This is a genomic window from Herbiconiux liangxiaofengii (assembly GCF_041927335.1).
Classification (GTDB): domain Bacteria; phylum Actinomycetota; class Actinomycetes; order Actinomycetales; family Microbacteriaceae; genus Herbiconiux; species Herbiconiux liangxiaofengii.
In genome coordinates this window covers 126,780-148,675 of sequence record NZ_JBHFHD010000008.1, presented here as the reverse complement: position 1 = coordinate 148,675, position 21,896 = coordinate 126,780, and the positions used below count along the sequence as shown (strand labels likewise).

Here is a 21,896-nt window from a genome sequence, read left to right as displayed (position 1 = left end):
GTGTACGCCGTTCACATCTCGTCGTCGGCTCATCGCCGGCCACCCGTTCTGAGGAGACCGGATGATCCACGCGCGAGGCCTCGCGCGCACCTTCGCGGGCCGGGGCAAGGGCAAGGAGAAGACCGAGGTCACGGCCGTGGCGGGTGTCGACATCGACGTGGCCGAAGGGGAGATCGTGGGGTTCCTCGGCCCGAACGGCGCCGGCAAGACCACCACGCTGCGCATGCTCACCACCCTGCTGAAGCCCACCGCCGGCACGGCCACGGTGGCGGGCCACGACGTGGTCACCGAGTCGAAGCAGGTGCGCCGCAGCATCGGCTACGTCTCGCAGAGCGGGTCGACCTCGCCCGAGGCACGAGCCGGCGAAGAGGTGGTCGACCACGGCATGCTCTACGGCATCAGCCGCCAGCAGGCCGAGGCCCGCGGGCGGCAGCTGTTCGAGCAGCTCGACCTCGAGGGGTTGTGGACCCGTGAACCCAAGGCCATGTCGGGTGGCCAGCGCCGTCGCCTCGACATCGCGATGGGGCTCGTGCACGACCCCACGCTCGTCTTCCTCGACGAGCCCACCACGGGGCTCGACCCGCAGGCGCGCGCCAACCTCTGGACGCACATCGCCGACCTGCGGGTCAAGCGCGGCGCCACCATCTTCCTCACCACCCACTACCTCGACGAGGCCGACGCCCTGTGCGACCGCATCCTCGTCATCGACCACGGCTCCATCGTGGCCAGCGACACCCCCGATGCGCTCAAGCGCCAGGTCTCGGGCGACCTGGTGCAGCTCGTGCTCACGGATGCCGCCCGGTCGGCCGAGGCGGCCGCGATGCTCGAGCGCGTCGCCGATGCCGATCTCACGGTCGACGGCCCCTCGGTGAGTGCGCGGGTGCGCGGGGCGGGGCACGAAGTGGCCGGCCTCATCCGGTCTCTGGATGCAGCGGGCATCGCCCTCGACTCGATCGAGGTGCGCCGGCCCACCCTCGACGACGTCTTCCTCACCCTCACCGGCCGGTCCCTCCGAGAGGATGCCTAGATGTTCTGGCGCGAGACCTTCATCGTGTTCCGGCGGCAGCTGAGGCTGGCGCTGCGCAACCCCGCCTGGGTGATCATCGGGCTCATCCAGCCCATCCTGTACCTGGCGCTGTTCGGTCCGCTGCTCGAACCGCTCGCAGGGCAGTTGGGCGCCGAGAACGCCTACACGCTGTTCGTGCCGGGCCTGCTCGTGCAGCTCGGTCTGTTCGGCGCCCTGTTCGCGGGCTTCGGCCTGATCGCCGAGTGGCGGGCGGGCGTGATCGAGGCCGAGCGGGTGACGCCGGCGAGCCGCACCGCTCTGCTGCTGGGGCGCATCCTGCGCGACGTGCTGCAGCTGTTCGTGCAGGGTGCCGTGCTCATCGGGCTCGCCTTCGCGTTCGGGCTCACCGGCTCGGTGCCGGGCATGATCCTCGGCCTGCTGCTCACGGTGCTGCTCGGTGCCGCGTGCGCGGCCGCCTCGAACGCGCTGGCGCTCACCACGAAGAGCGAAGACGTGATGGCGCCGCTGATCAACAGCGTGGCGCTGCCCGTACTGCTGCTGTCGGGCATCCTGCTGCCGATGACCATCGGCCCGCAGTGGCTGCAGGTGGTGAGCGACTTCATTCCCACGAAGTACATCGTCAACGCCATCCGCGAGCTGTTCACGGGTGACTTCCTCACCGTCACCACGTTCTGGGGCGTGCTCTGGACGCTGATCCTCTTCGCCGCCGGGCTCTGGGTGGGCACCCGCACCTTCCGCAAGGAGAACGCCTAGCCACGCCCGAGGGCCGTTCTCAGCTGTCCTTGCGGATCCAGCGGAACGTCACCCGGCACACGATGAGCCCGAGCACCAGCCACACACCGAGCACCACGGCCACGAGGTGCGGGTCCCACGCGCCGCCCTGCTCCGCCGACGCGAACGACTCCGGCAGCAGGGCGGCGCGCATCCCCTGGGCGATCCACTTCAGCGGAAAGACGCTCGCGACGTTCTGCAGCCAGTCGGGCAGCAGGGTGAACTGAAGGTACACGCCCGAGATGAACTGCAGGATGAGCAGCGGTGGGATGATGACGGCCGAGGCGCTCTTGCCCGACTGAGGCAACCGCGAGACGGCGATGCCGAGCACCGCGGCCGTGGAGATGCCGAGCAGGTACACCCACACCAGCGTCAGCCAGTGCTCCGGGTCGCTCGGCAGTTCGACGCCGAACGCCACGCGGGCGAGCAGCAGCAGGAGCACCACCTGTGCTGCCGAGGTCACGAGCACCTGGCCCATCTTGCCGATGAAGTACGACAGCACGGGCAGCGGGGTTCCGGCCAGTCGCTTGAGGGTGCCGTCGCCGCGTTCCACCGCGATGTCGACCCCGAGGTTCTGCACCCCGCTCAACAGGATGCCGGCGGCGATCATGCCCGGCAGGTAGTAGGCGGCCTGCGAGATCCCGCCGCTCCCGTCGGCGTTCGCGCCCACGTTGCCGAGCCCCTGGAACGCCACCGAGAAGATGCCGAGCAGCACCACCGGGAACAAGAAGGTGAAGAACACGGTGTCGCCGGCACGGAAGTAGCCGCGCGTCTCATAGACCACGCGCGAGAGGCCGAGGCGCAGCGTGCGGCCGAGGCCGAAGGAGCCGGCCGCACGCTGCGCGCGGGTGGCGGGGGCGCTCGCCGGGGTCTGCGTGGTCGCGTTCGCCGGACGCTGGGCATCGGTGCCGGTCACGAGCGGGCCTCCTCGAGTGCGCCCGAGGCGGGCACGGTTCCGGATGCGCGTTCCGCCGCCTCGACGAGGCCCAGGTACACGTCCTCCAACGACGGGCGGATCACCTCGAGCTCGGCGGGCTCGCCGGAACGGGCCACCAGGTCGGCCACGAAGCAGGCCGGCTCCGTGGTGCGCTGCTCCCGCACGGCGCCCGAGCCGGCCGCGCCGCTCCCGGACGGCGGACCGCTCTGCTCACGCCACCGCACGATCGGCACGCGCGCATCCGCCGACCCGAGCTGATCGACGGGACCCATGTCGATGAGCGTGCCGCCGGCGATCACCGCGGCCCGGTCGCTCAGCTGGGCCGCCTCGTCGAGGTAATGGGTGGTGAGCACGATCGTGGTGCCCTCCCGCGAGAGCGAACGGATCAGCTCCCAGAACTGCCGCCGCGCCTCGGGGTCGAAACCGGTGGTCGGCTCGTCGAGGAAGAGAAGTTCGGGCCGGCCGATCACGCCGAGAGCCACATCGACGCGTCGACGCTGCCCGCCCGAGAGGGCCTTGATGCGGGTGGAGGCCTTCTTCTCGAGCCCCACGGCGGCGATCACCTCGTCGACGCTGCGGGGGTGGGGGTAGAGCCCGGCGAAATGGGTGAGCTGCTCGCGCACGGTGACGTTGCCGCTCTCGCCGGTCTGCTGCAGCACGATGCCGAGCCGCGCCTTCCACTCGAGGTCACCGCGCCTCGGGTCGATGCCGAGCACCTGCACCTCGCCGGAGGTTCGCTCGCGGTAGCCCTCGAGGATCTCGACGGTCGTGCTCTTGCCGGCCCCGTTCGGCCCGAGCAGCGCGAAGGTCTCGCCGGCCTCGATGTCGAAGCTGATGCCGTCCACCGCCGTGAACGAGCCGTACTGCTTCTTCAGATCGACGACGCTCACGGCGGGTGGAATGCTCATGACCCCATGCTGGCCGAAAGTGAGCTCGGGGCACTAGCAGTCGCTCCCAGTCTCACCTCGAATCTTTACCTCCCGGACGGAGCTGATGTATCCTCGACTATTGGTGACGGGGGGTCTCGATGAGTTTGATCGACCGGGTGCGACGCACCCCGACGGTGCCTGAGCTCCACGTCGCCGTCGATGTCGGCGAGGGCCCGGTGGTGGTGCTGCTGCACGGCATCGCCTCGTCGTCGGCGAGCTGGAAGCAGCTCGTCCCGTTCCTGTCCCCGCTCTACCGCGTGATCGCCATCGACCTGCTCGGCTTCGGCGGTTCCCACGCCGGGCCGGATGCCGCGTTCACGCTCGACGAGCACGTCGAGGCGCTGCACCGCACCATCCGCCGGCTCCGGTTGCGCGGGCGGTTCACGCTCGTCGGCCACAGCCTCGGCGCGCTGGTCGGCAGCCGGTACGCCGCCGTGCACCGCCGAGAGGTGTCGCACCTGCTGCTGGTGGCGCCGCCCATCTATGCGCACCGCCGCTACATCGAGGCGCTCGGGCACCGGATGCGGGTGGGCGGCTATCTCTGGTTCTACCGCTTCGTGCGTGCCAACCGCCTCGCCATCGCCGACAACGCCGGCCGGTTCTCCCGGTGGCTGCCCGGTGGCGCGATGGCGATCGACGACCGGTCGTGGGCGGCGTTCTCGAAGACGATGGAGAACTGCATCGAGGCGCAGACCACGGCCACCGACATCGCGCAGGTGGCGGTGCCGATCGACATCGTCTGGGGTTCGCGCGACCAGGTGATCGTTCCGGCGGCGCTGGAGCAGCTCGGCTCGATGCGCCACGTGCAGTTGCACGAGATCGCCAGAGCCGACCACTTCGTGCGCCTGGCCCTTGCGCGCGAGGTCGCCCGCCTCATCCGCTGACCTGCGGCCCGCCCGCGCCCCGTGCGGACACAAGCGAAGCCGGCGCACACCGTGGCCCCTGCGGCGCCGGTTTCCGCCACGCTCGACGTTGTCCGCGGCCGTGCGTGAACGACGTGCCGAGGCGCTGGCCAGTCGGGGGCCAGGCGGGGGCGGGGAGTCAGGCGGCGTGGGTCGGCCGGCGGACCGGGGCGTCGTTGGCGGCGGCCGCATCCTGGGCCGCGGGTCGCCGACCCCGCGCGGGCACGAACCGGAAGTACGCCCAGACGCCCGCCGTGAGTGCTGTGGCCGTGGCGAGGCAGACGCCCCACCACAGCACGTCGCCGTCCACCGACGACCATGCCGACGGGAGCGGCATCAGCACGAGCCCGAACACGGCGACCGCAGCGCTGTACAACGCCGCCCAACCGATGCGCGAGACGCGGAACAACCGGTCCCCGTCGAGGAACTTCAGCGGCAGCAGAGCCACCACGGGCCCGCTCAACGAGCACACCGTCACCGCGGTGAGGATGTCGAGCAGGAGGGCGTCGCCCGCACCGTCGCCGGGTGCCGCGCGCAGGGCGCTCGCCGTGACCCACGATCCCAGACCGAGCAGCAGTGCCGCGCTGGTGCCCACCACCACCGTGCGGGCTCCGGATGCCTTGCCGAGAGCCACCGAGAACGCCAGCCCGACCACGGCCCCGAACACGAACCCGGGCTCGAGCCCCGCCAGACGCGAGACGCCCACGCTGGCCACGGTGATCACGAGCGAGCCCGGGCGCACGAGCACCCGCGCCCGCCGCCGGAACCGCACCCACGCGTATCCGCTCGTCGCCGCCATCGGAACCCCGTTCGCCGCCACCAGCGCCACCGCGAACGGAACGACCAGCGCCACCAGCGCGCCGGCATCCAGCGTGGCCGCGGCGGGTGAGACCAGCACCGAGGCGAGTGCGCCCACTCCGACAGCGGCTCCCGCCCACAGCCACGACGACGTGCGGCGCGGCTCCGGCCGGCGTTGATCGGCCCGGCGCCGCAGCCCCGACAGCCACGTGACCGGCCAGGCGCTCCGGATGCGGCCCCAGTTGTCGTGCACCGTCGATTCCAGGATGCCGCCCGGCACCATCACGAGAAGCAACAGCCCGGCCACCAGCAGACCCAGGCGAACCACTCCGGCCGGCTCGAGCGCCGCGAGGTCGCCCACGGTGCGGAGCGAGCCGCTGAACGGCGACACCCCAATCGCTCCCGCCAGGGCCGAGGAGGGCGACGTGGCAACGTCGCCCGCCGCCTCGCTGCGCACCACCCCTGCTCCGCCGGCGGCGAACTCCCCGCCCGAGTCGATCCCGCCCCAGAGGCGACCCGCGTCCGCGGCCGAACGCCGCCCGGAAGAATCGCCCGTCTCGCCCCGGGGCACCACTGCTGTAGCTGCGCCGTCGACCTCGGCCACCACGCCCACCTGGCCGGAGTCGCTCGCCCCCATCCCGAGGTCGCCCCCGTCGGCGGTTCCGTACTCGACTCCGGCGCCCTGGTTCCCGGTGGCGCCGTGCTGACCGGCGTCCTCGCCCGAGTTCCCGCCGGGCCCCGTCGGGCCACCCGCTCCACCCGGGTCGCCCGTTCCGCCGGCGCCGCCGCCCGGGCCGCCCCCGGGTCCTCCCGTTCCCCCGGGCCCTCCCGTTCCCCCGGATCCTCCCGTTCCCCCCGCCCCGCCTCCACCTGAGCCGCCCCCCGAGCCCGGATCGGGCTCGTCATCGCCACCCGAGCCCGATCCCGTCCCAGGGCCCACCACCCCCGGCCCCGCGTAGTCGTACGACGCCTCCAGCGCGTCGACGGAGGTGTCGGGTGCCCAGGGGTACGCCTGCTCCGCCCGCACCCGGTACGGCCCTGCGCCAGCGGGAAGCGCGGTCACGGTGCAGGTCCACGTGCCGTCCGTTCCGACGGTGCCCGTGCATCCGCCGCTCACGGTGTCGCTGTCGATGATGGTCGCCGACACCTCCGCCCCCGGTGCCCCGGTTCCCGCCAGGGGCTGGGTGGGGTCGTCGACGCTCGCCGTGGAGGTGACGACCCCCGGAGCATCGGTGCCGATCGTCGGCACACCCAGCACGGCGAGATCGACCGGCACCACCTCGCCCGCGCTGCTCACCATCACCGGCCCCACCAGGTCGGGGGCCGAGGTGATGGTGCACGCCCAGCTCGCGTCCGCCTGCGCCACCGTGACGCAGAGTGCCGCGGCATCCGGAGCACCGGAGGAGAGCACCTCCACCGGAGCGCCGACCGACCCGACCCCGCCGAGCGTCACGGGCGCCACCGACCGGGCGGCATCTGCCGTCACGACGGTGCCGGGCGGGGGAGCCGACGTGACCGCGAGCCCCAGTTCGTCGGCCGAGGCCGCTCCGCCGAGCATGACCAGGACGGCGAGAACGCCGCCACCGCCAGTGAGGATCGCTCGACGTTTCATGAGCGAAACTCTATTACTGCGTACTCATCTAAGACCAGCTGAGCCCTGCCCCCAGAACGGGGACAGGGCTCAGCCGGCCGGGGCGCGGAGGATCTCTACGAGAACAGCTTCTGCAACCGCGCGACGCCCTCGGCCAGCGCGTCGTCGCCCAGCGCGTACGACAGCCGCAAGAAGCCGCTCGGCCCGAACGCCTCGCCCGGCACCGTCGCCACCTCCACCTGGTCCAGGATGAGGTCGGCCAGTTCGAGCGACGATGTCGGCGTCACCCCGCCCCACTCGCGGCCGAGCAGCCCGGTCACGTCGGGGTACACGTAGAACGCGCCCTCAGGAAGCGGAGTGCGCACTCCGTCGATCGCGTTCAGTCCGTCGACGATCACACGGCGCCGGCGCTCGTAGGTGGAGCGCATCACCTCGACGGCATCCTGGGGGCCGGTGAGAGCGGCGATCGCGGCCCGCTGCGAGATGTTCGCCACGTTCGACGACAGGTGCGACTGCAGGTTGCCCGCGGCCTTGACGGCATCGGCCGGGCCGACCATCCAGCCCACCCGCCATCCGGTCATCGCGTAGGTCTTGGCCACGCCGTTCACGAGCAGGGTGCGGTCGGCCAGCGCCGGCACCTCGGCCACGATCGACGACGCCCGTACGCCGTCGTAGACCAGGTTCTGGTAGATCTCGTCGCTGATCACCCAGAGACCGTTGGCGTCGGCCCACTCGCCGATCTCCTTGGTCTGCGCCGGGGAGTAGACGGCGCCGGTGGGGTTCGAGGGCGAGACGAACAGCAGCACCTTCGTGCGCGGGGTGCGGGCGGCCTCGAGCTGCTCGACGGTGACGAGGTAGTTCTGGTCGCTGCCCGCGAACACCTGCACCGGTACGCCACCGGCGAGCGCGATGGCTTCGGGGTAGGTCGTCCAGAACGGGGTGGGCGCGAGCACCTCGTCGCCCGGGTCGAGCAGGGTCGCGAAGGCCTCGTACACGGCCTGCTTGCCACCGTTGGTGACGATAACCTGCGAGGGCGACACCTCGAGCCCGCTGTCGCGCAGCGTCTTCGCCGCGATCGCCTCCCGCAGCTCGGGCAGCCCGGCCGCCGGGGTGTAGCGGTAGTTCTTGGGGTCGCGCACGGCTTCGGCGGCAGCCTCGACGATGTGATCGGGTGTGCGGAAGTCGGGCTCGCCGGCCGCGTAGCTGATCACCGGACGACCGGCGGCCTGGAGGCTCTTCGCTTTCGCGTCGACCTTGAGGGTCGCCGACTCGGCGATGGCTGCGATTCGTTTCGAGATGCGGGTCACGGCCATAAGCCTAGCCAGCCGGGCGTGTCGGTGCTCAGAGCCTCGCCTGGCGGGGAACGATCACCTGCTTCACCACGATGAGAACGGATGCGACCACCGGTACCGCGATCAACGCCCCCAGCACGCCCAGCAGCGTTCCGCCCACCAGAGCCCCGATCACCACCAGGATGCCGGGGACGTCGACCGCCTTGCTCATCACCCGCGGGCTCAGCACGTAGGCCTCGACCTGCATGTAGACGAGGAAGTACACGGCGATCACGATGGCGGTGACGGGAGACACGGTCAGCGCCACGAAGGTCACCAACACGGCACTGATCACGGTGCCGACGAGCGGGATGAGGGCGAGCAGGAAGGCGATGACCGCCAGAGCTCCCGCGTACGGCACTCCGACCGCCACCATCACGATGAATCCGAAGACGCCGTTCGTTCCCGCCAGCAGAACCTGACCGCCCACGTACTTGCCGATGGAGGTGACGATCTGGTCGGTGATCGAGATCACCCCTGCCCGACGTGACAGCGGCACCAGCACGTAGAGGCTGCTCTTCACGGCGTCGAGGGAGCCGAGGAAGAACAGCGTCAGCACCACCACGAGGATCCCCGCGGAGACCCCGTTCACCAGCGCGAGCCCCACCTTCAGCACCCCGCCGCCCAGCGACACGAGGTTGTCCGGGTCGGAGAGGAAGCCGGCGAGGTCCTCCTCGAGCTGCTGGCCGTCGGCCGTGTCGCCGAAGATGCGGGTGAACCAGGGTTCCTTCGTCACCGCGGCGGCGGCCGAGGGCAGGTTCTGAACGAGCTCGGCCACCTGGTCGACCACCGCGGGGATGACGAGCAGGAACACGGTGGCCGCGAAGGCGATCACCAGCCCGAACACGATCAGGATCGACCAGCCCCGCGGGATGCGACGGCGGGTCAGCCAGCGCACCAGCGGATCCAGTCCCAGCGCCAGGAAGAGCGCCCCCACGATGCAGATCAGCACGGTCGACAGCTGCACGAACGCGAAGCCCAGCGCGATCGCGAGCAGGCCTCCGAGCGTCGCGATGAACCCGATTGTGAAAGCGTTCCCGCGCATGCGGCCCCATCCGTTCGCCTTTTGCGTGGCCGCTCGATCTGACCTACACTTACTGTCGGTAGTCGAAATCTGCCAAGCTTTTCTATGCCTATTTTCCCTGGCTGGCCTTCTCGGCCAGGGCCGAGTGTAGCGAAGCGGCAGGGTTTCGATGCTTAGGGCGGTGGCTCAATTGGTAGAGCAGCGGTCTCCAAAACCGCAGGTTGCAGGTTCGAGTCCTGTCCGCCCTGCACCGGCTCGCAAGAGTCGTACCTTCTGAAAGGGACAGTGAAACGGTGGCACGAAAAGTAATCGACGAACCCTCCGAGGATGTCGTCGAGAACGCCAAGAAAGAGCGGGCGGCCCGGCGCAACCCGTTCGCGCGCCTCGTCCTGTTCATCAAGCAGGTCTTTGCCGAACTGAAGAAGGTCGTCACCCCCACCCGGCGCGAGCTCGTGAACTACACGCTCGTGGTGCTGGTCTTCGTCGTCATCATGATGGCGATCGTGGTCGGTCTCGACCAGGTGTTCGGCTGGCTGGCGATCGTCACCTTCGGAGACCCCTCCTAAGCATCCGGATGCTCGTTCGCAGTCGTGCGCCCCAGGCCGCGACCGCCCCGCACCGGTTCATCAACAAGAAGTGGAAATGTCATCAGTGTCTGACTCAAAGCCCGAAGAAGCCGGAGTCCCGGCCGACCTCGACGCCCTCCTCGAGGCGATCGACGCGCCGGCCGACCCCGAAGCCGATGCCGTGGTCGACGACGCGCTGAACATCGACAGCTTCGATGAGGCCGCGGCCGTGCTCGACGTGCTGGAAGACCCGGAGGCCGAGATCGCCGACGAGCCCGTCGAGGGCGAGAGCGTCGAGCAGATCGAGGACGAGGTGGCCCTGGCCGCCGTCGCGTCCGCTCCGGCAGGCGTCGAGCCCGTTGACGACGAGCCCGTTGACGGCGAGTCCTCCGACGAGGAGACCGAAGCCGACCCGTACGACGCGTTCCGCGCCGAGCTGCGGTCGCTGCCGGGCAAGTGGTACGTCATCCACTCCTACGCCGGCTTCGAGAAGCGCGTGAAGCAGAACATCGAGAGCCGCAAGACCTCGATGGGCATGGAGGACTTCGTCTTCCAGGTCGAGGTTCCGATGGAAGACGTCGTCGAGATCAAGAACGGCCAGCGCAAGCTCGTCACCCGCGTGCGCATCCCCGGCTACGTGCTGGTTCGCATGTTCCTCAACGAGGACAGCTGGTCGGTCGTGCGCCACACTCCCGGCGTCACGGGCTTCGTGGGCAACTCCCACAACCCGACGCCGCTGCGTTTCGAGGAGGCCTTCAACATGCTGAAGAGCCTCGTCGAGATCAAGGAGGCCGCTCCCTCCAAGGCCGCCGGCGGCAAGGGCGGCAAGGCCGTCTCGCGTTCGCTCCCGGCCGAGGTCGACTTCGAGGTCGGCGAGACCATCACCATCAAGGAGGGCTCGTTCGCGGGACTCCCCGGCTCCATCAGCGAGATCAAGCCCGAGAGCGGCAAGCTCACCGTGCTCGTGTCGCTGTTCGAGCGCGAGACGCCGGTCGAGCTCAGCTTCGACCAGGTCACCAAGCTTTAGTTCAGGCTTTTCAGCTAAGCTACTGCGGTTGCCCTAACGGGCATCCGATCACCACCGCTGCGGGGAGAAGCCCCGTGGTGGGAGCGCCGCCTGCCAGGCGGCTCGACAGAGAAGAGAAGAAATGGCACCGAAGAAGAAGGTCACAGGTCTGATCAAGCTTCAGATCAACGCCGGCGCCGCCAACCCCGCACCGCCCATCGGGCCTGCGCTGGGTCAGCACGGCGTGAACATCATGGAGTTCTGCAAGGCGTACAACGCCGCGACCGAGTCGCAGCGCGGCAACGTCATCCCGGTGGAGATCACCGTCTACGAAGACCGCTCGTTCACCTTCATCCTGAAGACCCCGCCCGCGGCGGAGCTCATCAAGAAGGCTGCCGGCGTCGCCAAGGGCTCCTCCACTCCGCACACCGTCAAGGTCGCCAAGCTCACCCGTGAGCAGGTGCGTCAGATCGCCGAGCAGAAGCAGGCCGACCTGAACGCCAACGACATCGAAGCTGCAGAGAAGATCATCGCCGGTACCGCCCGTTCCATGGGCATCACGGTCGAGGCATAAGGAGGAGGCTGGAAATGGCACAGAAGTCGAAGGCCTACCGGGCCGCCGCCGAGAAGATCGAGGCCGGCAAGTACTACACCCCCAGCGAGGCCGTCAACCTCGCCCGCGAGACGGGTTCGTCGAAGTTCGACAGCACCGTCGAGGTCGCGCTGAAGCTCGGCGTCGACCCCCGCAAGGCCGACCAGATGGTTCGTGGAACCGTCATCCTCCCCCACGGAACCGGCAAGACCGCCCGCGTCATCGTGTTCGCGACGGGTCCGGCCGCTGAGGCCGCGATCGCCGCGGGTGCCGACGAGGTCGGTGGCGACGAGCTGATCGAGAAGGTGGCCGGCGGCTACACCTCGTTCGACTCCGCCGTGTCGACCCCGGAGCTCATGGGCAAGGTCGGTCGTCTCGGCAAGGTGCTCGGCCCGCGTGGCCTCATGCCCAACCCGAAGACCGGCACCGTGACGCCCGACGTCGCGAAGGCCGTCAACGAGATCAAGGGCGGAAAGATCGAGTTCCGCGTCGACAAGCACGCCAACGTGCACTTCGTCGTGGGCAAGGCCGGCTTCACCCCCGAGCAGCTCGACGAGAACATCGCCGCAGCGCTCGAAGAGGTCGTGCGTCTCAAGCCGAGCTCGTCGAAGGGCCGCTACATCCAGAAGGGTGCGGTGTCGACCACGTTCGGCCCCGGCATCCCGCTCGATGTGAACGCGATCTAGTCGCACTCGCAACGACACAGAAGGGGCTCGCCATTCGGCGGGCCCCTTCTTTGTGTGAGCAGCAATTGCTCATAACGGTCACTGGATGCGCGGTGAGACGATCCTTCTACGCGTCTCATCTGCCTAGTGAAAGTCGACCTCCGTGACCACACGATCTCCTGCCCGCTCCAGCGCCTCGTTCGCGGCGGGTTCTCTCGCCGCCATGATCGTGGCCGGCGCCGCACTCGTATCCTCTGCACCCGTCTCCGCCCTCGAGGTCGCTGAGCCGCTCTGCCCTGCCGCGCACCTGTACAAAGGCATCTCGATGGTGCCTTCACCGGCGTTCTCTATTCAGGATGACCATGCCGAGGTCACCATCTCCGCTGGCACTCTGCCCGCAGGAGTGGTGCTGACCGGCGATGTCGTCGCTCGCGCGCCGTACGCCTACTCCGGCACGCCCACGACGACGGGAACGTATTCGTTCACGGTGAAGGCGACCTTCCCGTCGACGCCGGCGAAGACCGTCGCCTGCAAGCTTGAGGTGGGCGAGCTGACGATGCCCACACGCATCCAAGGTACGGACCGGTTCGATCAGGCGGCCAAGGTCGTCGCGTCGACGTACACGACGGCCGAGACTGTGTACCTCGCGAGCGGCGAGGTGTTCGCCGACGCGTTGTCGGCCGGTTCGGTGGCCGGGGTACACGGCGCTCCCCTCCTGCTGACGAAGAACGGCGAGCTGCCGGGCGTCACGAAGGCGGCCCTCACGTCTCTCGCCCCGAAGAACATCGTCGTGGTCGGCGGGCCGGCGTCGATCTCGCCCGCCGTCTTCGACGGATTGAAGAGGGACTTCGCCACTGCCGACGTCGTGCGAATCGGCGGGGCGGACCGGTTCGCGGTGTCGCGTGCGCTCATCGGCGATGCCGACTTCGGAGTCCTCAGCTCGTCGTACCTCTACATAGCCACCGGGGCGACGTTCCCAGATGCCCTTTCGGCGACGCCCGCGGCCGTCGGCGTGAAGGGGCCCGTGCTTCTCGTGAAAGGCTCGGAAGCCGCACTCACCGGAGATGAACTCGCAGTGATCAATGATCTCGGCGTTACGAGGGCGCGGATCGCCGGTGGCCTGGCATCCGTGAGTCAGGGCATCCAGGATCAGTTGGTGGGTCGCGACATCGCTGTCTCGCGCTCCGCGGGAGCGACTCGCTACGACGTGGCCGTGAACATCAACGCCGAAGCGTTCGCCGCGGCCGACACGGTCTACCTGGCCAGCGGCGAGGTCTTCCCTGATGCGCTGAGTGCCGGCCCGATCGCGGGCGAGAGCTCGAGCCCGATCTTCCTGGCGCACACGAACTGCGTGCCTGAGTCGGTCCTCGACTCCATCGAGCGGCTCGCGCCGGACCACATCATCGTGCTCGGCGGGCCGGCCACGCTGAGTCCCGACATCGATCACCTGAAGCCCTGCTGAGCCGACCTGTCAGCTAGACAACGAAGATCCGATGGGCCCGTCGTAACTCTGCGACGGGCCCATCTGCCTTCCGCACCTTGTGGTGCGGAAGGCAGAAACGAACCTGGCGATCATGTGCAATCGGTATGCAAGCCCTGAGCAGAAGTCGTGTTGCGGCAGGGGGGTGGGAGAGCTCCCCGGTAGGTTTGATCCATGGTGACCAGGGTTCGACGCGCGCGGCCGGAAGACGTGGGTATCGTCTCCGCCGTCGCCGCCGAGACGTTCGAACTGGCCTGCCCGCCCACGACATCGTCCGAGGCCATCGCCGCGTTCATCCGCGACAACCTCTCGGAAGCGCGGTTCGCCTCGTACCTGGCGGGCGAGCAGCACACGATCCTGCTGGCCGACGTCGACGGCGAGATCGCCGGGTACACCATGCTCATCTCGGGTGAGCCCTCCGATCCGGATGTCGCGGCGGCGGTGACGCACCGCCCGACGATCGAGTTGAGCAAGTGTTACGCCCGCGCGAAGTTCCACACCCAGGGCGTCGGCCGCACCCTCATCGAGGCTTCGGTCGGCATCGCGCGCGACGGGGGAGCGGCGAGCATCTGGCTGGGCGTCAACCAGGAGAACGCGCGCGCCATCCGGTTCTACGAGAAGAGCGGATTCGTTCGGGTGGGCACCAAGCACTTCCTCGTGGGTGAGGAGTTGCACGACGACTTCGTGCTCGAACACGTGCTGACCGCTCCCGTCGTCTGACGCGTGCTCCCATTCCGTGTGAGTAGCAACTACTCATAACGCAGCAGGGCGCGCGGGCAGCATTCTCGAATCACACCCGATTCGAAAGCAGGTGCCGCCGTGGTGCGTCGCTCAATCTCCTCCTGGCCCTTGCGTTCTCTCGCAGCAATAGTTCTCCTGGCCGCGGTCGCCGGTGGCGCCACCGCGCCGGCAGCGGCGGCAGGGGCGGTTCCGTCGGGAGAGGCCGCGCCCCCGGCAGAGCCGGCGGCCCGGAAGCCCCTTCCACGGCCCGAGCGGCTGGGCGGCGCAGACCGGTACGAGCAGTCGGTCATGGTGTCGAAGACGATGCAGCTTCGCCACGTCGACATCGTCTACATCGCGAGCGGGGAGAAGTTCCCGGATGCGCTCAGCGCCGCGTCGGTCGCCGGACTCCACCGGTCGCCCTTGCTGCTGACCGCACGAGACACGTTGCCCGAGTCCGTCCGCCGAGAGGTGCTTCGTCTCACGCCGACGACCATCGTGATCGTCGGCGGTGAAGCCTCGGTGTCCGAAGCGGTAGCACTCCAGTTGTCGCAAACAGTCTCCGGGGTCACGATCACCCGGGTCGGTGGCGCCGACAGGTACGAGGTCTCACGCAACCTGATTCGAGATCCTCTGGTGGGTTCGCGAACGACGGCCTTGTTCATCGCCACCGGTTCCCAGTTCACTGACGCGCTGAGCGCAGCCCCGGCCGCGAGGCAGGTGCAGGCCTCGGTTCTGCTGATCGACGGAGGCGAGTCCGCGCCCACCATGGCCGAGCGGATGGTCTTCGACGAACTCACCGTCGATTACGCCTACATCGCGGGCGGCCCGGCATCCGTCAGTTCGGCGCTGGAGAGATCGCTGCAGGTCACCATGACCACGGAGCGCCTGGCCGGCCCCGATCGGTTCGCGGCATCGGTCGCCATCGCCAACCGCGCCTTCGCCCGGGCGGAGGTCGCGTACCTCGCGAGCGGGGTGAACTTTCCGGATGCGCTCAGCGGTGGCCCGGTCGCCGCGTACAACGAGGCCCCGCTCTACCTCGTGCGGCCGGACTGCGTGCCGGAGGTGGTGCTGAACGATCTGGCCCGCCTCAATCCGAAGTCGATCGTGATGCTCGGCGGTCCGGCGACGCTCGGCGAGGGCGTGCAGAACCTCACTCTCTGCGCCTGAACCCTGCGCCTGCCGGGTGCCGAAGCACGAGAAACGGCCATCGACGCCCAGAGCGCGGCAGTGGCCGCCGGAGGTGTGCGAACCCGCCCCGCCGGCGCCGGCGCCGGCGCAGGGACCGCAGGGGCCGGTCGCCGACACGTGCGCCGCCGCGAAGCCGCGTCAGAACGGCAGGTCGGCCACCTGCAGCACGAGCTTGCCCCGGGTGTGGCCCTCCTCGAGGGCCGCATGGGCGGCCGCCGCCTCCACCAGGGGGAAGACACGGTCCACATGCACCCGCACGTCGCCCGAGTCGATCAGGCGGGCGATGATGGCGAGCGTCGCCGCGTCGGGCGCCACCTTGAAGGAGGTCGCGCGCAGGCCCGCGGCCGCCGCATCCTCCTCGAACGTGGGCCAGCTGCCGGTGGGGGCGTTCACGATCAGCCCGCCGGGGCGCAGCGTGGTGAGCGAACGCGTGCCGGTGTCGTTCTTGGTGTTGCCGACGAGGTCGATCACGACATCCTGGTCGGACACCTGCTCCTCGAAGGGCGCGGCGGCGTAGTCGAGCACGGTCGACGCGCCGAGCTCGCGCACGAACGCGAGGTTGGCGGCGGAGGTGGTCGCCGTGACGCGCGCTCCGAAGTACGACGCGAACTGAACCGCGAAATGGCCTACGCCGCCCGAGGCCGCGTGGATGAGCATCCGCTGCCCCTCGTGTGCCTTGGCCAGCTCCACCACGAGCCCCCACGCCGTAAGGGCCGCGAGCGGAACGGCCGCCGCTTCCACGAGCGAGAGCGACTTCGGCTTCCGCGCCACCTGCAGGGTGGGGGCCGCCACGTACTCCGCGTACGACCCGTCGCCGCGTGGCACCGACATCATGCCGAACACCTCGTCGCCCACGTGCAGCGGATGCCCCGCGAACGGCGTCTCCACCACCACACCCGCGAAGTCGTAGCCCAGGATGCAGGGGAACGACTCCACCGCGTACGCCACGCCCTTGCCGGCCCGGGTCTTGGCGTCGATGGGGTTCAGCCCCGCGGCCGCCACCTTCACGAGCACCTCGGAGTTCACGCGCGACGGCGATCCGACCTCGGCCACCGTGAGCGCCGACGCATCGCCGAAGGAATTCAGCACCACGGCCCGCATGGTCTCCGGGTGCGTGAGGGTAGGACTGCGAACGCCCGACGGTCGACTCCACTGCTCGGTCATCCGCTGCCCTTTCGTTGTGGAACTCGCAGGCAGGAGGGCTCGGGCAACCCGCCTCACTGCGTCGCCGTTCGGCTGATCCCACGCTAGGGCTCGAATGATTCACTCGTGTTTCGTCGAGGTCACTGGGGTGCAAACTCGTGCGCCGACCATTAACATTCAAGGATCCCGGCCGCGGCCCCGCAGAGAGAGATCCATTCGATGAAGAGAGCCCGTGCTGCCGGGCTGGCCCTCGCCGCCGTGCTGGCCGGCACCGGGCTGGTGCTCATCTGGGTGGCTCGATTGTCGGCCACCCGCTACCTCTACGTCAGCGAGCTCGGGGCCGCGGGGGAGCCCACGGCCGAGCTCTTCCGCTGGGCCATGACCGCGGTGGCGGTCGGCGCCGCCCTCACCGCCCTCGCCATCCCGCCCGGTGCGCTGCGCCCCCGGGGCCGCATCCTGCTGGCCATCCCGCCGGCCGCCGTGCTGCTCGCGGCGGCCGCCGCCTTCGGCGTGGCCTCGCAGGTCACCTGCACCCGCTACTGCCCCCTCCCCGTGGGCGACGCCTTCACCTGGCAAGACCTCGTGCACACCGCCTGCGCCGTCATCGGCTTCGCGGGAGCCTCCTGGGTGATGCTGCAGGTCGCCTCAGATCGACGGATGCGCCGGCTCGCCCGCTTCTCACTCGGCTGCGCGCTGGCCGTAGCCGTGATCGCGGCGGCCGGCGGCATCCTGTCGCTGCTGCAGTTCGGCACCCAGGTGGGCGGCGTGCTCGAGCTGGTGGCCACCACCGTGGCGCTCGCATGGCTCGTGGGCCTCTCGGCTCTGTTGGCGCTGGAAGCCGCCCGCACGCCCGAGGCCGCTGAGATCCCGACGCCGCACGCGAGAACGACTCCCGGCGGCAGCGACGCCGAGCGCACCATGCGGGCACCGGCTCTGCGACCGCCCGTCTATTGACGGGCGCGCACCGGCGGCCTCACTGCGCCCACCCGAGCCAGGCGCCCACGCCGGCCCGCGTCGCCCGAACGTACGCGCCGTACCCGTCATCGCGGGCGGGCAGCGGCAGGCTCACCGCCCCGTCGAGCTCGTCCATCCACAGCTCGGCCACCGACACCGGATGCACCGGGTCGCGCGGCGCCCAGGCGATCGCCGTGGGCACCGTGATCGAATCCAGGCTCTCGTCGTCGCCGAACGCCGTCGACCGCGGGATCTCGATCAGCCGTCGGGCGCGCGCCGCCGCACCGGGGGCCCGGAACTGCTCGAGCAACCCCTCGGCGCCGAGCGGTGACTCCTCGAGCGCATCGCGGTAGAGCTGGGTGCTCCGGAACTCCCGTTCGCCCTCGACCGCCCCATGTTCGGCCAGCAGCTCGCCGATCACGGGGAAGGCGCGCAGGTTCGGGGGCAGCGGCAGATCGGTGAACGCCGGCCGCACGAACACCAGTCGGCCGATCGGCAGGGCGTCGCTCTCCCCGCGCGCCGCGGCGAGAGCGAGTCGCAGGGCGATCCCCGCCCCCATCGAGATGCCGATCACGGTGAGTTCGGTGTGCCCGCCCAGGAGGGTTGCGCGCACCTGCGCCGCGACATCCTGAGCCAGCGCCTCGAGCGAGAAGTCGGTGTCAGGGCCGTCGACGCGCTGGTCGTCGCCGTGGGCGCGGGCCGCCGGGGCGATGACCGTCTCGGTCGGCGGGATGATCGGCGAGAACAGCGTCAGCGGCTGCGACGGCGCGCCGCCCAGGCCGTGCAGCAGCAACACGGTCACAGCCGGCCCCGTTCGCCGCGCATCCAGGCGAGCAGTTCGTCGGCCCGCCGCACGAGCAGTTCGATCTGCGACTCGTCGCGATCGACCCACTGGCAGTGCGGGTCGGTGGCCAGGGGCACGAAATCGACGTGCTGCTCCCACACCACGAGCGTGCGCTCGGCCCCGAGCACGTACTGCTGCCACCACACCTGGCGCAGGTACGAGCGAGGGATGCGCACCCAGGGCTTCGACGTGGTCTTGATCTCGGCGAGTTCCAGCGAGCCCTGCGGGGTCACCCGGATGCCGTCGGGAGTGGCGAGATGGCGGCGTTCGCGGGCGGCGTGGAAGAGCTGCACGCTCGGGTCGATGGAGTACTCCTGCCGCACCCACGCGGCGATCTCGGGCTCGCGGGCGCGCCCGTGGTCGGTGAAGGCGTTGCCGCCGAAACCGGAGCCGTTGAACTTCTCCCAGGCCACCGCGCGCACGCCGGCATCGCTCGCGAGCCGTGCGGCATCCGTCGCCGTCACGCCGCGGCTTCGGGCGCGGAGCCACGCGACCCGGTCGGTCGACGCCGCGACCACCCGCGCGAGGTGCGGTGGGGCCGGAGGCGGAGGGACCGCGACCGAGTGCTCCTCCCAGGGGAAGGAGAGCATGGCGTCGGACACCCCACCATTGTCTCCCGTGCCACCGGCATCGCCGTCAGCGACGAACCCGATCGCCGATTCTCAGACTGCGCCGTGTTCGTTCATAGACTCCTCATAGCCCACTGCCAATACTGGGAGTTGTGACTATCGACGGCTCCCTCCTCAGTGGCGACTCCAGCGCCAACGGCTCCTCCTCCGCGGCGAAGCAGCCGCGTCTGCGCCGCGCCGACGGGTCGCCGGTGCGCGCCCTCGTCGTCGACGACGAGAACACCCTCACCGACCTGCTCTCGATGGCGCTGCGGTACGAGGGCTGGGAGGTGAAGACGGCGAGCGAGGGGCGGCAGGCCATCACGCTCGCCCGGGAGTTCCGGCCCGACATCATCGTGCTCGACGTGATGCTGCCCGACATCGACGGCCTGCAGGTGCTGAACCGCGTGCGCGGCGACGGCCACGAGACGCCCGTGCTCTTCCTCACCGCGAAGGATGCGCTCGACGACCGCATCGCCGGGCTCACTGCCGGCGGCGACGATTACGTCACCAAGCCGTTCAGCCTCGAAGAACTGGTGGCCCGCCTCCGCGGGCTCATCCGTCGCAGCACCCTGGTGGTGACCGACGCCGACGACCCGATCGTGACGGTGGGCGACCTCGAGCTCAACGAGGACAGTCACGAGGTCTTCCGTGACGGCGAGTCGATCGAGCTCACCGCCACCGAGTTCGAGCTGCTGCGCTACCTCATGCGCAACCCTCGGCGGGTGCTGAGCAAGGCCCAGATCCTCGACCGGGTGTGGAGCTACGACTTCGGCGGCAAGTCGAGCGTGGTGGAGATCTACATCTCCTACCTGCGCAAGAAGGTGGATGCCGGGCGCACGCCGATGATCCACACCGTGCGCGGCGCGGGCTACATGCTGAAGCCCGCGCTGTGACCTTGCGCCGCACGCTCATCGCGAGCGTGCTCGGACTGATCGCCCTCGCGGGGGTGATCATCGGCGTGGTGAGCACGGTGGCGCTGAACGGCTACCTGGTGAATCAACTCGACGCCCAGGTGCACGAGGCCTCGAACCGCACGCTCGCGCCGATCTCCGGCAGTCAGGGCCCGCAGCCGGGCTTCCGGCTAGGTCAGGCGGCCGGCACCGTGGTGGCGGTGGTCTCCGACGGCGTGGCGACCGACGGCGTCGTGCTCGACCAGAACGGCAACGCCCAGACCCTCACCGCCGCCGAGCTCGCATCGCTGGACGGCGTGGTCGCTTCGCACGACCCCGTCACCGTCTCGATCGCCGAGCTGGGCGACTACCGCATCGAGGCGCAGACGGTCACGACCGCCGGCGACATCGTGGTGACCGGACTGCCGCTCGGCGACGTCACAGCCACCCTGCAGCAGCAGATCGTGGTGATCGTGGCCGTCACCGCCGGCGCGATGGCACTCGCCGGCATCGCGGGACTGCTCATCATCCGCCTCGCCCTGCGCCCCCTCGACCGGGTGACCGCCACGGCCACCCGCGTCGCCGAGCTGCCGCTGGACCGCGGCGACGTGGCTCTCGCGGAGCGCGTCCCCGCGTCCGACACCGATCCGCGCAGCGAGGTGGGCCGGGTGGGCCTGGCCTTCAACCGGATGCTCGAGCACGTCGCCTCGGCCCTCACCTCCCGCCAGCAGAGCGAGAACAAGGTGCGGCAGTTCGTGGCCGACGCCAGCCACGAGCTCCGCACGCCCCTCGCCTCCATCCGCGGGTATGCGGAACTCACCCGCCGCACCGCGCCCGACCTCTCGGGCGACGTGGCCCACTCGCTCGGCCGGATCGAGTCGGAGGCCACCCGGATGACCACCCTGGTCGAAGACCTGCTGCTGCTCGCCCGCCTCGACGCCAAGCCCGAGCTCGCCATGAGCGAGGTCGACCTGTCTCTGGTACTCGTCGACGTGGTGAGCGACGCGCACGTGGCCGGCCGCGACCATGTCTGGGATCTCGACCTGCCCGAGGAGCCCGTCACGGTCTCCGGCGACCCGGCGCGGTTGCACCAGGTGTTCGCCAACCTGCTCGCCAACGCCAGGGTGCACACGCCCCCCGGTACCACCGTGCGGGTGTCGGTCGACGGCCGGGCGGGCGATCCGGATGCGCCGGTCGCCCTGGTGCGCATCGCCGACGACGGCCCCGGCATCGCTCCCGAACTCGTGCCCACCCTGTTCGAGCGCTTCGTGCGCGGCGACTCCTCGCGTTCCCGGCATGCGGGCAGCACCGGACTGGGTCTCGCGATCGTCAAGGCCGTGGTCGACGCCCACGGGGGAGCGGTGACGGTGCGGAGCGAACCCGGAGCCACCGTGTTCGAGGTGGCTCTGCCGCTCGTCTGAGCCGGCCGGGGGTACGGTGATCTCATGACCGATGAGCAGAACGAGCCCACCATGGCCGGCAGCGACGACGCGTCCGTCACCCAGAAGGTGGAGGGCATCATCGCGCAGGTGAAGGCCGACTCCCCGGATGCCTCGGAGGCCGAGCTCGAGACCCAGCTGCGCCAGCGCCTCGACGACTCGGGCCTCGAGCTCGACGACGCCGAGATCAGCCGGCTGGCCCGCTGGGAGGCCGGCGAGAGCTGATCGGCGGCCATCCTCCCGGTTCCCCTCGGCCGGAACCCGCAGGCCGACTTGCCCCCGGTGCCGGATTGCCCTAGTCTTTACGAGGCCAAAGACCGCCGGTCATCGGATCATCTGCTCGCAGAGACATCCGGTCGAAGATTCGTGAGAGCGAAGACCTGCGCAGGTGTACGAAGCAAGTTCCCCAGCATCCGTGCTGTTCTCGCTCCGGCCTCCTGTGCCGGAGCTTTTTTCTTGTGCACGTCTCCTCGAAGATCGACGGC

General features: G+C 69.8%; 22 protein-coding genes and 1 tRNA gene. 15 read left to right on the top strand and 8 right to left on the bottom strand.

The window, feature by feature from the left end:
- Positions 1-61 precede the first annotated feature (61 nt).
- Both ACEXOR_RS07080 and ACEXOR_RS07075 read left to right on the top strand, forming a co-directional pair.
- Positions 62-1,027, top strand: coding sequence for an ATP-binding cassette domain-containing protein (locus ACEXOR_RS07080; RefSeq protein WP_374848766.1), 966 nt, complete (start codon positions 62-64; stop codon positions 1,025-1,027).
- On the top strand, positions 1,028-1,780 hold the full coding sequence (locus tag ACEXOR_RS07075; RefSeq protein WP_374848765.1) for an ABC transporter permease: 753 nt from the start codon (positions 1,028-1,030) through the stop codon (positions 1,778-1,780).
- A 19-nt stretch (positions 1,781-1,799) separates the two neighbouring features.
- Here ACEXOR_RS07075 and ACEXOR_RS07070 read toward each other — a convergent pair whose 3' ends face one another.
- Both ACEXOR_RS07070 and ACEXOR_RS07065 read right to left on the bottom strand, forming a co-directional pair.
- Positions 1,800-2,714 (bottom strand): ABC transporter permease, encoded by a 915-nt coding sequence (locus ACEXOR_RS07070; RefSeq protein ID WP_374848764.1) that lies wholly within the window; start codon positions 2,712-2,714, stop codon positions 1,800-1,802.
- The gene (locus ACEXOR_RS07065) at positions 2,711-3,643 is read right to left on the bottom strand and encodes an ABC transporter ATP-binding protein (RefSeq protein WP_374848762.1); all 933 of its coding nucleotides are present in this window, start codon (positions 3,641-3,643) and stop codon (positions 2,711-2,713) included. The genes ACEXOR_RS07070 and ACEXOR_RS07065 overlap by 4 nt, the downstream gene beginning before the upstream one ends.
- A gap of 119 nt (positions 3,644-3,762) precedes the next feature.
- On the opposite strand from ACEXOR_RS07065, the gene ACEXOR_RS07060 reads away from it, so the two are divergent.
- Complete coding sequence (locus ACEXOR_RS07060) at positions 3,763-4,548, top strand: alpha/beta fold hydrolase (RefSeq protein ID WP_374848761.1); 786 nt, start codon at positions 3,763-3,765, stop codon at positions 4,546-4,548.
- Between the two features lie 157 nt (positions 4,549-4,705).
- On the opposite strand, the gene ACEXOR_RS07055 is transcribed toward ACEXOR_RS07060, so the two are convergent.
- The 3 genes from ACEXOR_RS07055 to ACEXOR_RS07045 all read right to left on the bottom strand — a co-directional run bounded on the left by ACEXOR_RS07055 (position 4,706) and on the right by ACEXOR_RS07045 (position 9,331).
- Complete coding sequence (locus ACEXOR_RS07055; protein WP_374848760.1) at positions 4,706-6,976, bottom strand: hypothetical protein; 2,271 nt, start codon at positions 6,974-6,976, stop codon at positions 4,706-4,708.
- 95 nt (positions 6,977-7,071) lie between these two features.
- On the bottom strand, positions 7,072-8,268 hold the full coding sequence (locus ACEXOR_RS07050; RefSeq protein WP_374848759.1) for a pyridoxal phosphate-dependent aminotransferase: 1,197 nt from the start codon (positions 8,266-8,268) through the stop codon (positions 7,072-7,074).
- A 28-nt stretch (positions 8,269-8,296) separates the two neighbouring features.
- Complete coding sequence (locus ACEXOR_RS07045) at positions 8,297-9,331, bottom strand: AI-2E family transporter (protein ID WP_374848758.1); 1,035 nt, start codon at positions 9,329-9,331, stop codon at positions 8,297-8,299.
- A gap of 154 nt (positions 9,332-9,485) precedes the next feature.
- Between ACEXOR_RS07045 and ACEXOR_RS07040 the strand changes: the two genes are divergently transcribed.
- From ACEXOR_RS07040 to ACEXOR_RS07005, 8 genes are all read left to right on the top strand, one after another.
- A tRNA-Trp gene (locus ACEXOR_RS07040) sits at positions 9,486-9,558 on the top strand.
- Positions 9,559-9,603: 45 nt separating this feature from the next.
- Entirely contained in the window at positions 9,604-9,876 is a 273-nt protein-coding gene (gene secE, locus ACEXOR_RS07035) for a preprotein translocase subunit SecE (protein ID WP_374848757.1), read from the top strand.
- Positions 9,877-9,952: 76 nt separating this feature from the next.
- A complete protein-coding gene (gene nusG / locus ACEXOR_RS07030) occupies positions 9,953-10,903 on the top strand; it encodes a transcription termination/antitermination protein NusG (protein ID WP_374848756.1) in 951 nt (316 codons plus the stop codon).
- Positions 10,904-11,024: 121 nt separating this feature from the next.
- The gene (gene rplK, locus ACEXOR_RS07025; protein WP_259529534.1) at positions 11,025-11,456 is read left to right on the top strand and encodes a 50S ribosomal protein L11; all 432 of its coding nucleotides are present in this window, start codon (positions 11,025-11,027) and stop codon (positions 11,454-11,456) included.
- Positions 11,457-11,470: 14 nt separating this feature from the next.
- Entirely contained in the window at positions 11,471-12,160 is a 690-nt protein-coding gene (gene rplA / locus ACEXOR_RS07020; RefSeq protein WP_374848755.1) for a 50S ribosomal protein L1, read from the top strand.
- 142 nt (positions 12,161-12,302) lie between these two features.
- Positions 12,303-13,601 carry a cell wall-binding repeat-containing protein gene (locus tag ACEXOR_RS07015; RefSeq protein ID WP_374848754.1) on the top strand — a complete coding sequence of 433 codons (1,299 nt, stop codon included), beginning with the start codon at positions 12,303-12,305 and terminating at the stop codon, positions 13,599-13,601.
- Positions 13,602-13,793: 192 nt separating this feature from the next.
- A complete protein-coding gene (locus tag ACEXOR_RS07010) occupies positions 13,794-14,339 on the top strand; it encodes a GNAT family N-acetyltransferase (protein ID WP_374848753.1) in 546 nt (181 codons plus the stop codon).
- Positions 14,340-14,438: 99 nt separating this feature from the next.
- A complete protein-coding gene (locus tag ACEXOR_RS07005) occupies positions 14,439-15,509 on the top strand; it encodes a cell wall-binding repeat-containing protein (protein ID WP_374848751.1) in 1,071 nt (356 codons plus the stop codon).
- Between the two features lie 159 nt (positions 15,510-15,668).
- On the opposite strand, the gene ACEXOR_RS07000 is transcribed toward ACEXOR_RS07005, so the two are convergent.
- Positions 15,669-16,631: an NADP-dependent oxidoreductase gene (locus ACEXOR_RS07000; RefSeq protein WP_374849205.1), complete on the bottom strand. Its 963-nt coding sequence runs from the start codon at positions 16,629-16,631 to the stop codon at positions 15,669-15,671.
- A 261-nt stretch (positions 16,632-16,892) separates the two neighbouring features.
- Between ACEXOR_RS07000 and ACEXOR_RS06995 the strand changes: the two genes are divergently transcribed.
- Positions 16,893-17,627 carry a DUF998 domain-containing protein gene (locus ACEXOR_RS06995; RefSeq protein ID WP_374848750.1) on the top strand — a complete coding sequence of 245 codons (735 nt, stop codon included), beginning with the start codon at positions 16,893-16,895 and terminating at the stop codon, positions 17,625-17,627.
- A gap of 19 nt (positions 17,628-17,646) precedes the next feature.
- Here the strand turns inward: ACEXOR_RS06995 and ACEXOR_RS06990 are convergent, their stop codons facing one another.
- Entirely contained in the window at positions 17,647-18,429 is a 783-nt protein-coding gene (locus tag ACEXOR_RS06990) for an alpha/beta fold hydrolase (RefSeq protein WP_374848749.1), read from the bottom strand.
- Positions 18,426-19,073, bottom strand: coding sequence for a YqaJ viral recombinase family protein (locus ACEXOR_RS06985; RefSeq protein ID WP_374848747.1), 648 nt, complete (start codon positions 19,071-19,073; stop codon positions 18,426-18,428). Before ACEXOR_RS06985 ends, ACEXOR_RS06990 begins: the two co-directional genes overlap by 4 nt.
- Before the next feature lie 194 nt (positions 19,074-19,267).
- Between ACEXOR_RS06985 and ACEXOR_RS06980 the strand changes: the two genes are divergently transcribed.
- From ACEXOR_RS06980 to ACEXOR_RS06970, 3 genes are read left to right on the top strand one after another with little or no spacing between them, the layout of a single operon-like run.
- Positions 19,268-19,975, top strand: coding sequence for a response regulator transcription factor (locus ACEXOR_RS06980; RefSeq protein WP_426983762.1), 708 nt, complete (start codon positions 19,268-19,270; stop codon positions 19,973-19,975).
- Positions 19,972-21,393 (top strand): sensor histidine kinase, encoded by a 1,422-nt coding sequence (locus tag ACEXOR_RS06975; protein ID WP_374848745.1) that lies wholly within the window; start codon positions 19,972-19,974, stop codon positions 21,391-21,393. Before ACEXOR_RS06980 ends, ACEXOR_RS06975 begins: the two co-directional genes overlap by 4 nt.
- A 24-nt stretch (positions 21,394-21,417) precedes the next feature.
- Positions 21,418-21,636, top strand: a complete 219-nt coding sequence (locus ACEXOR_RS06970; RefSeq protein ID WP_374848744.1) for a hypothetical protein — start codon at positions 21,418-21,420, stop codon at positions 21,634-21,636.
- Positions 21,637-21,896: the final 260 nt, after the last annotated feature.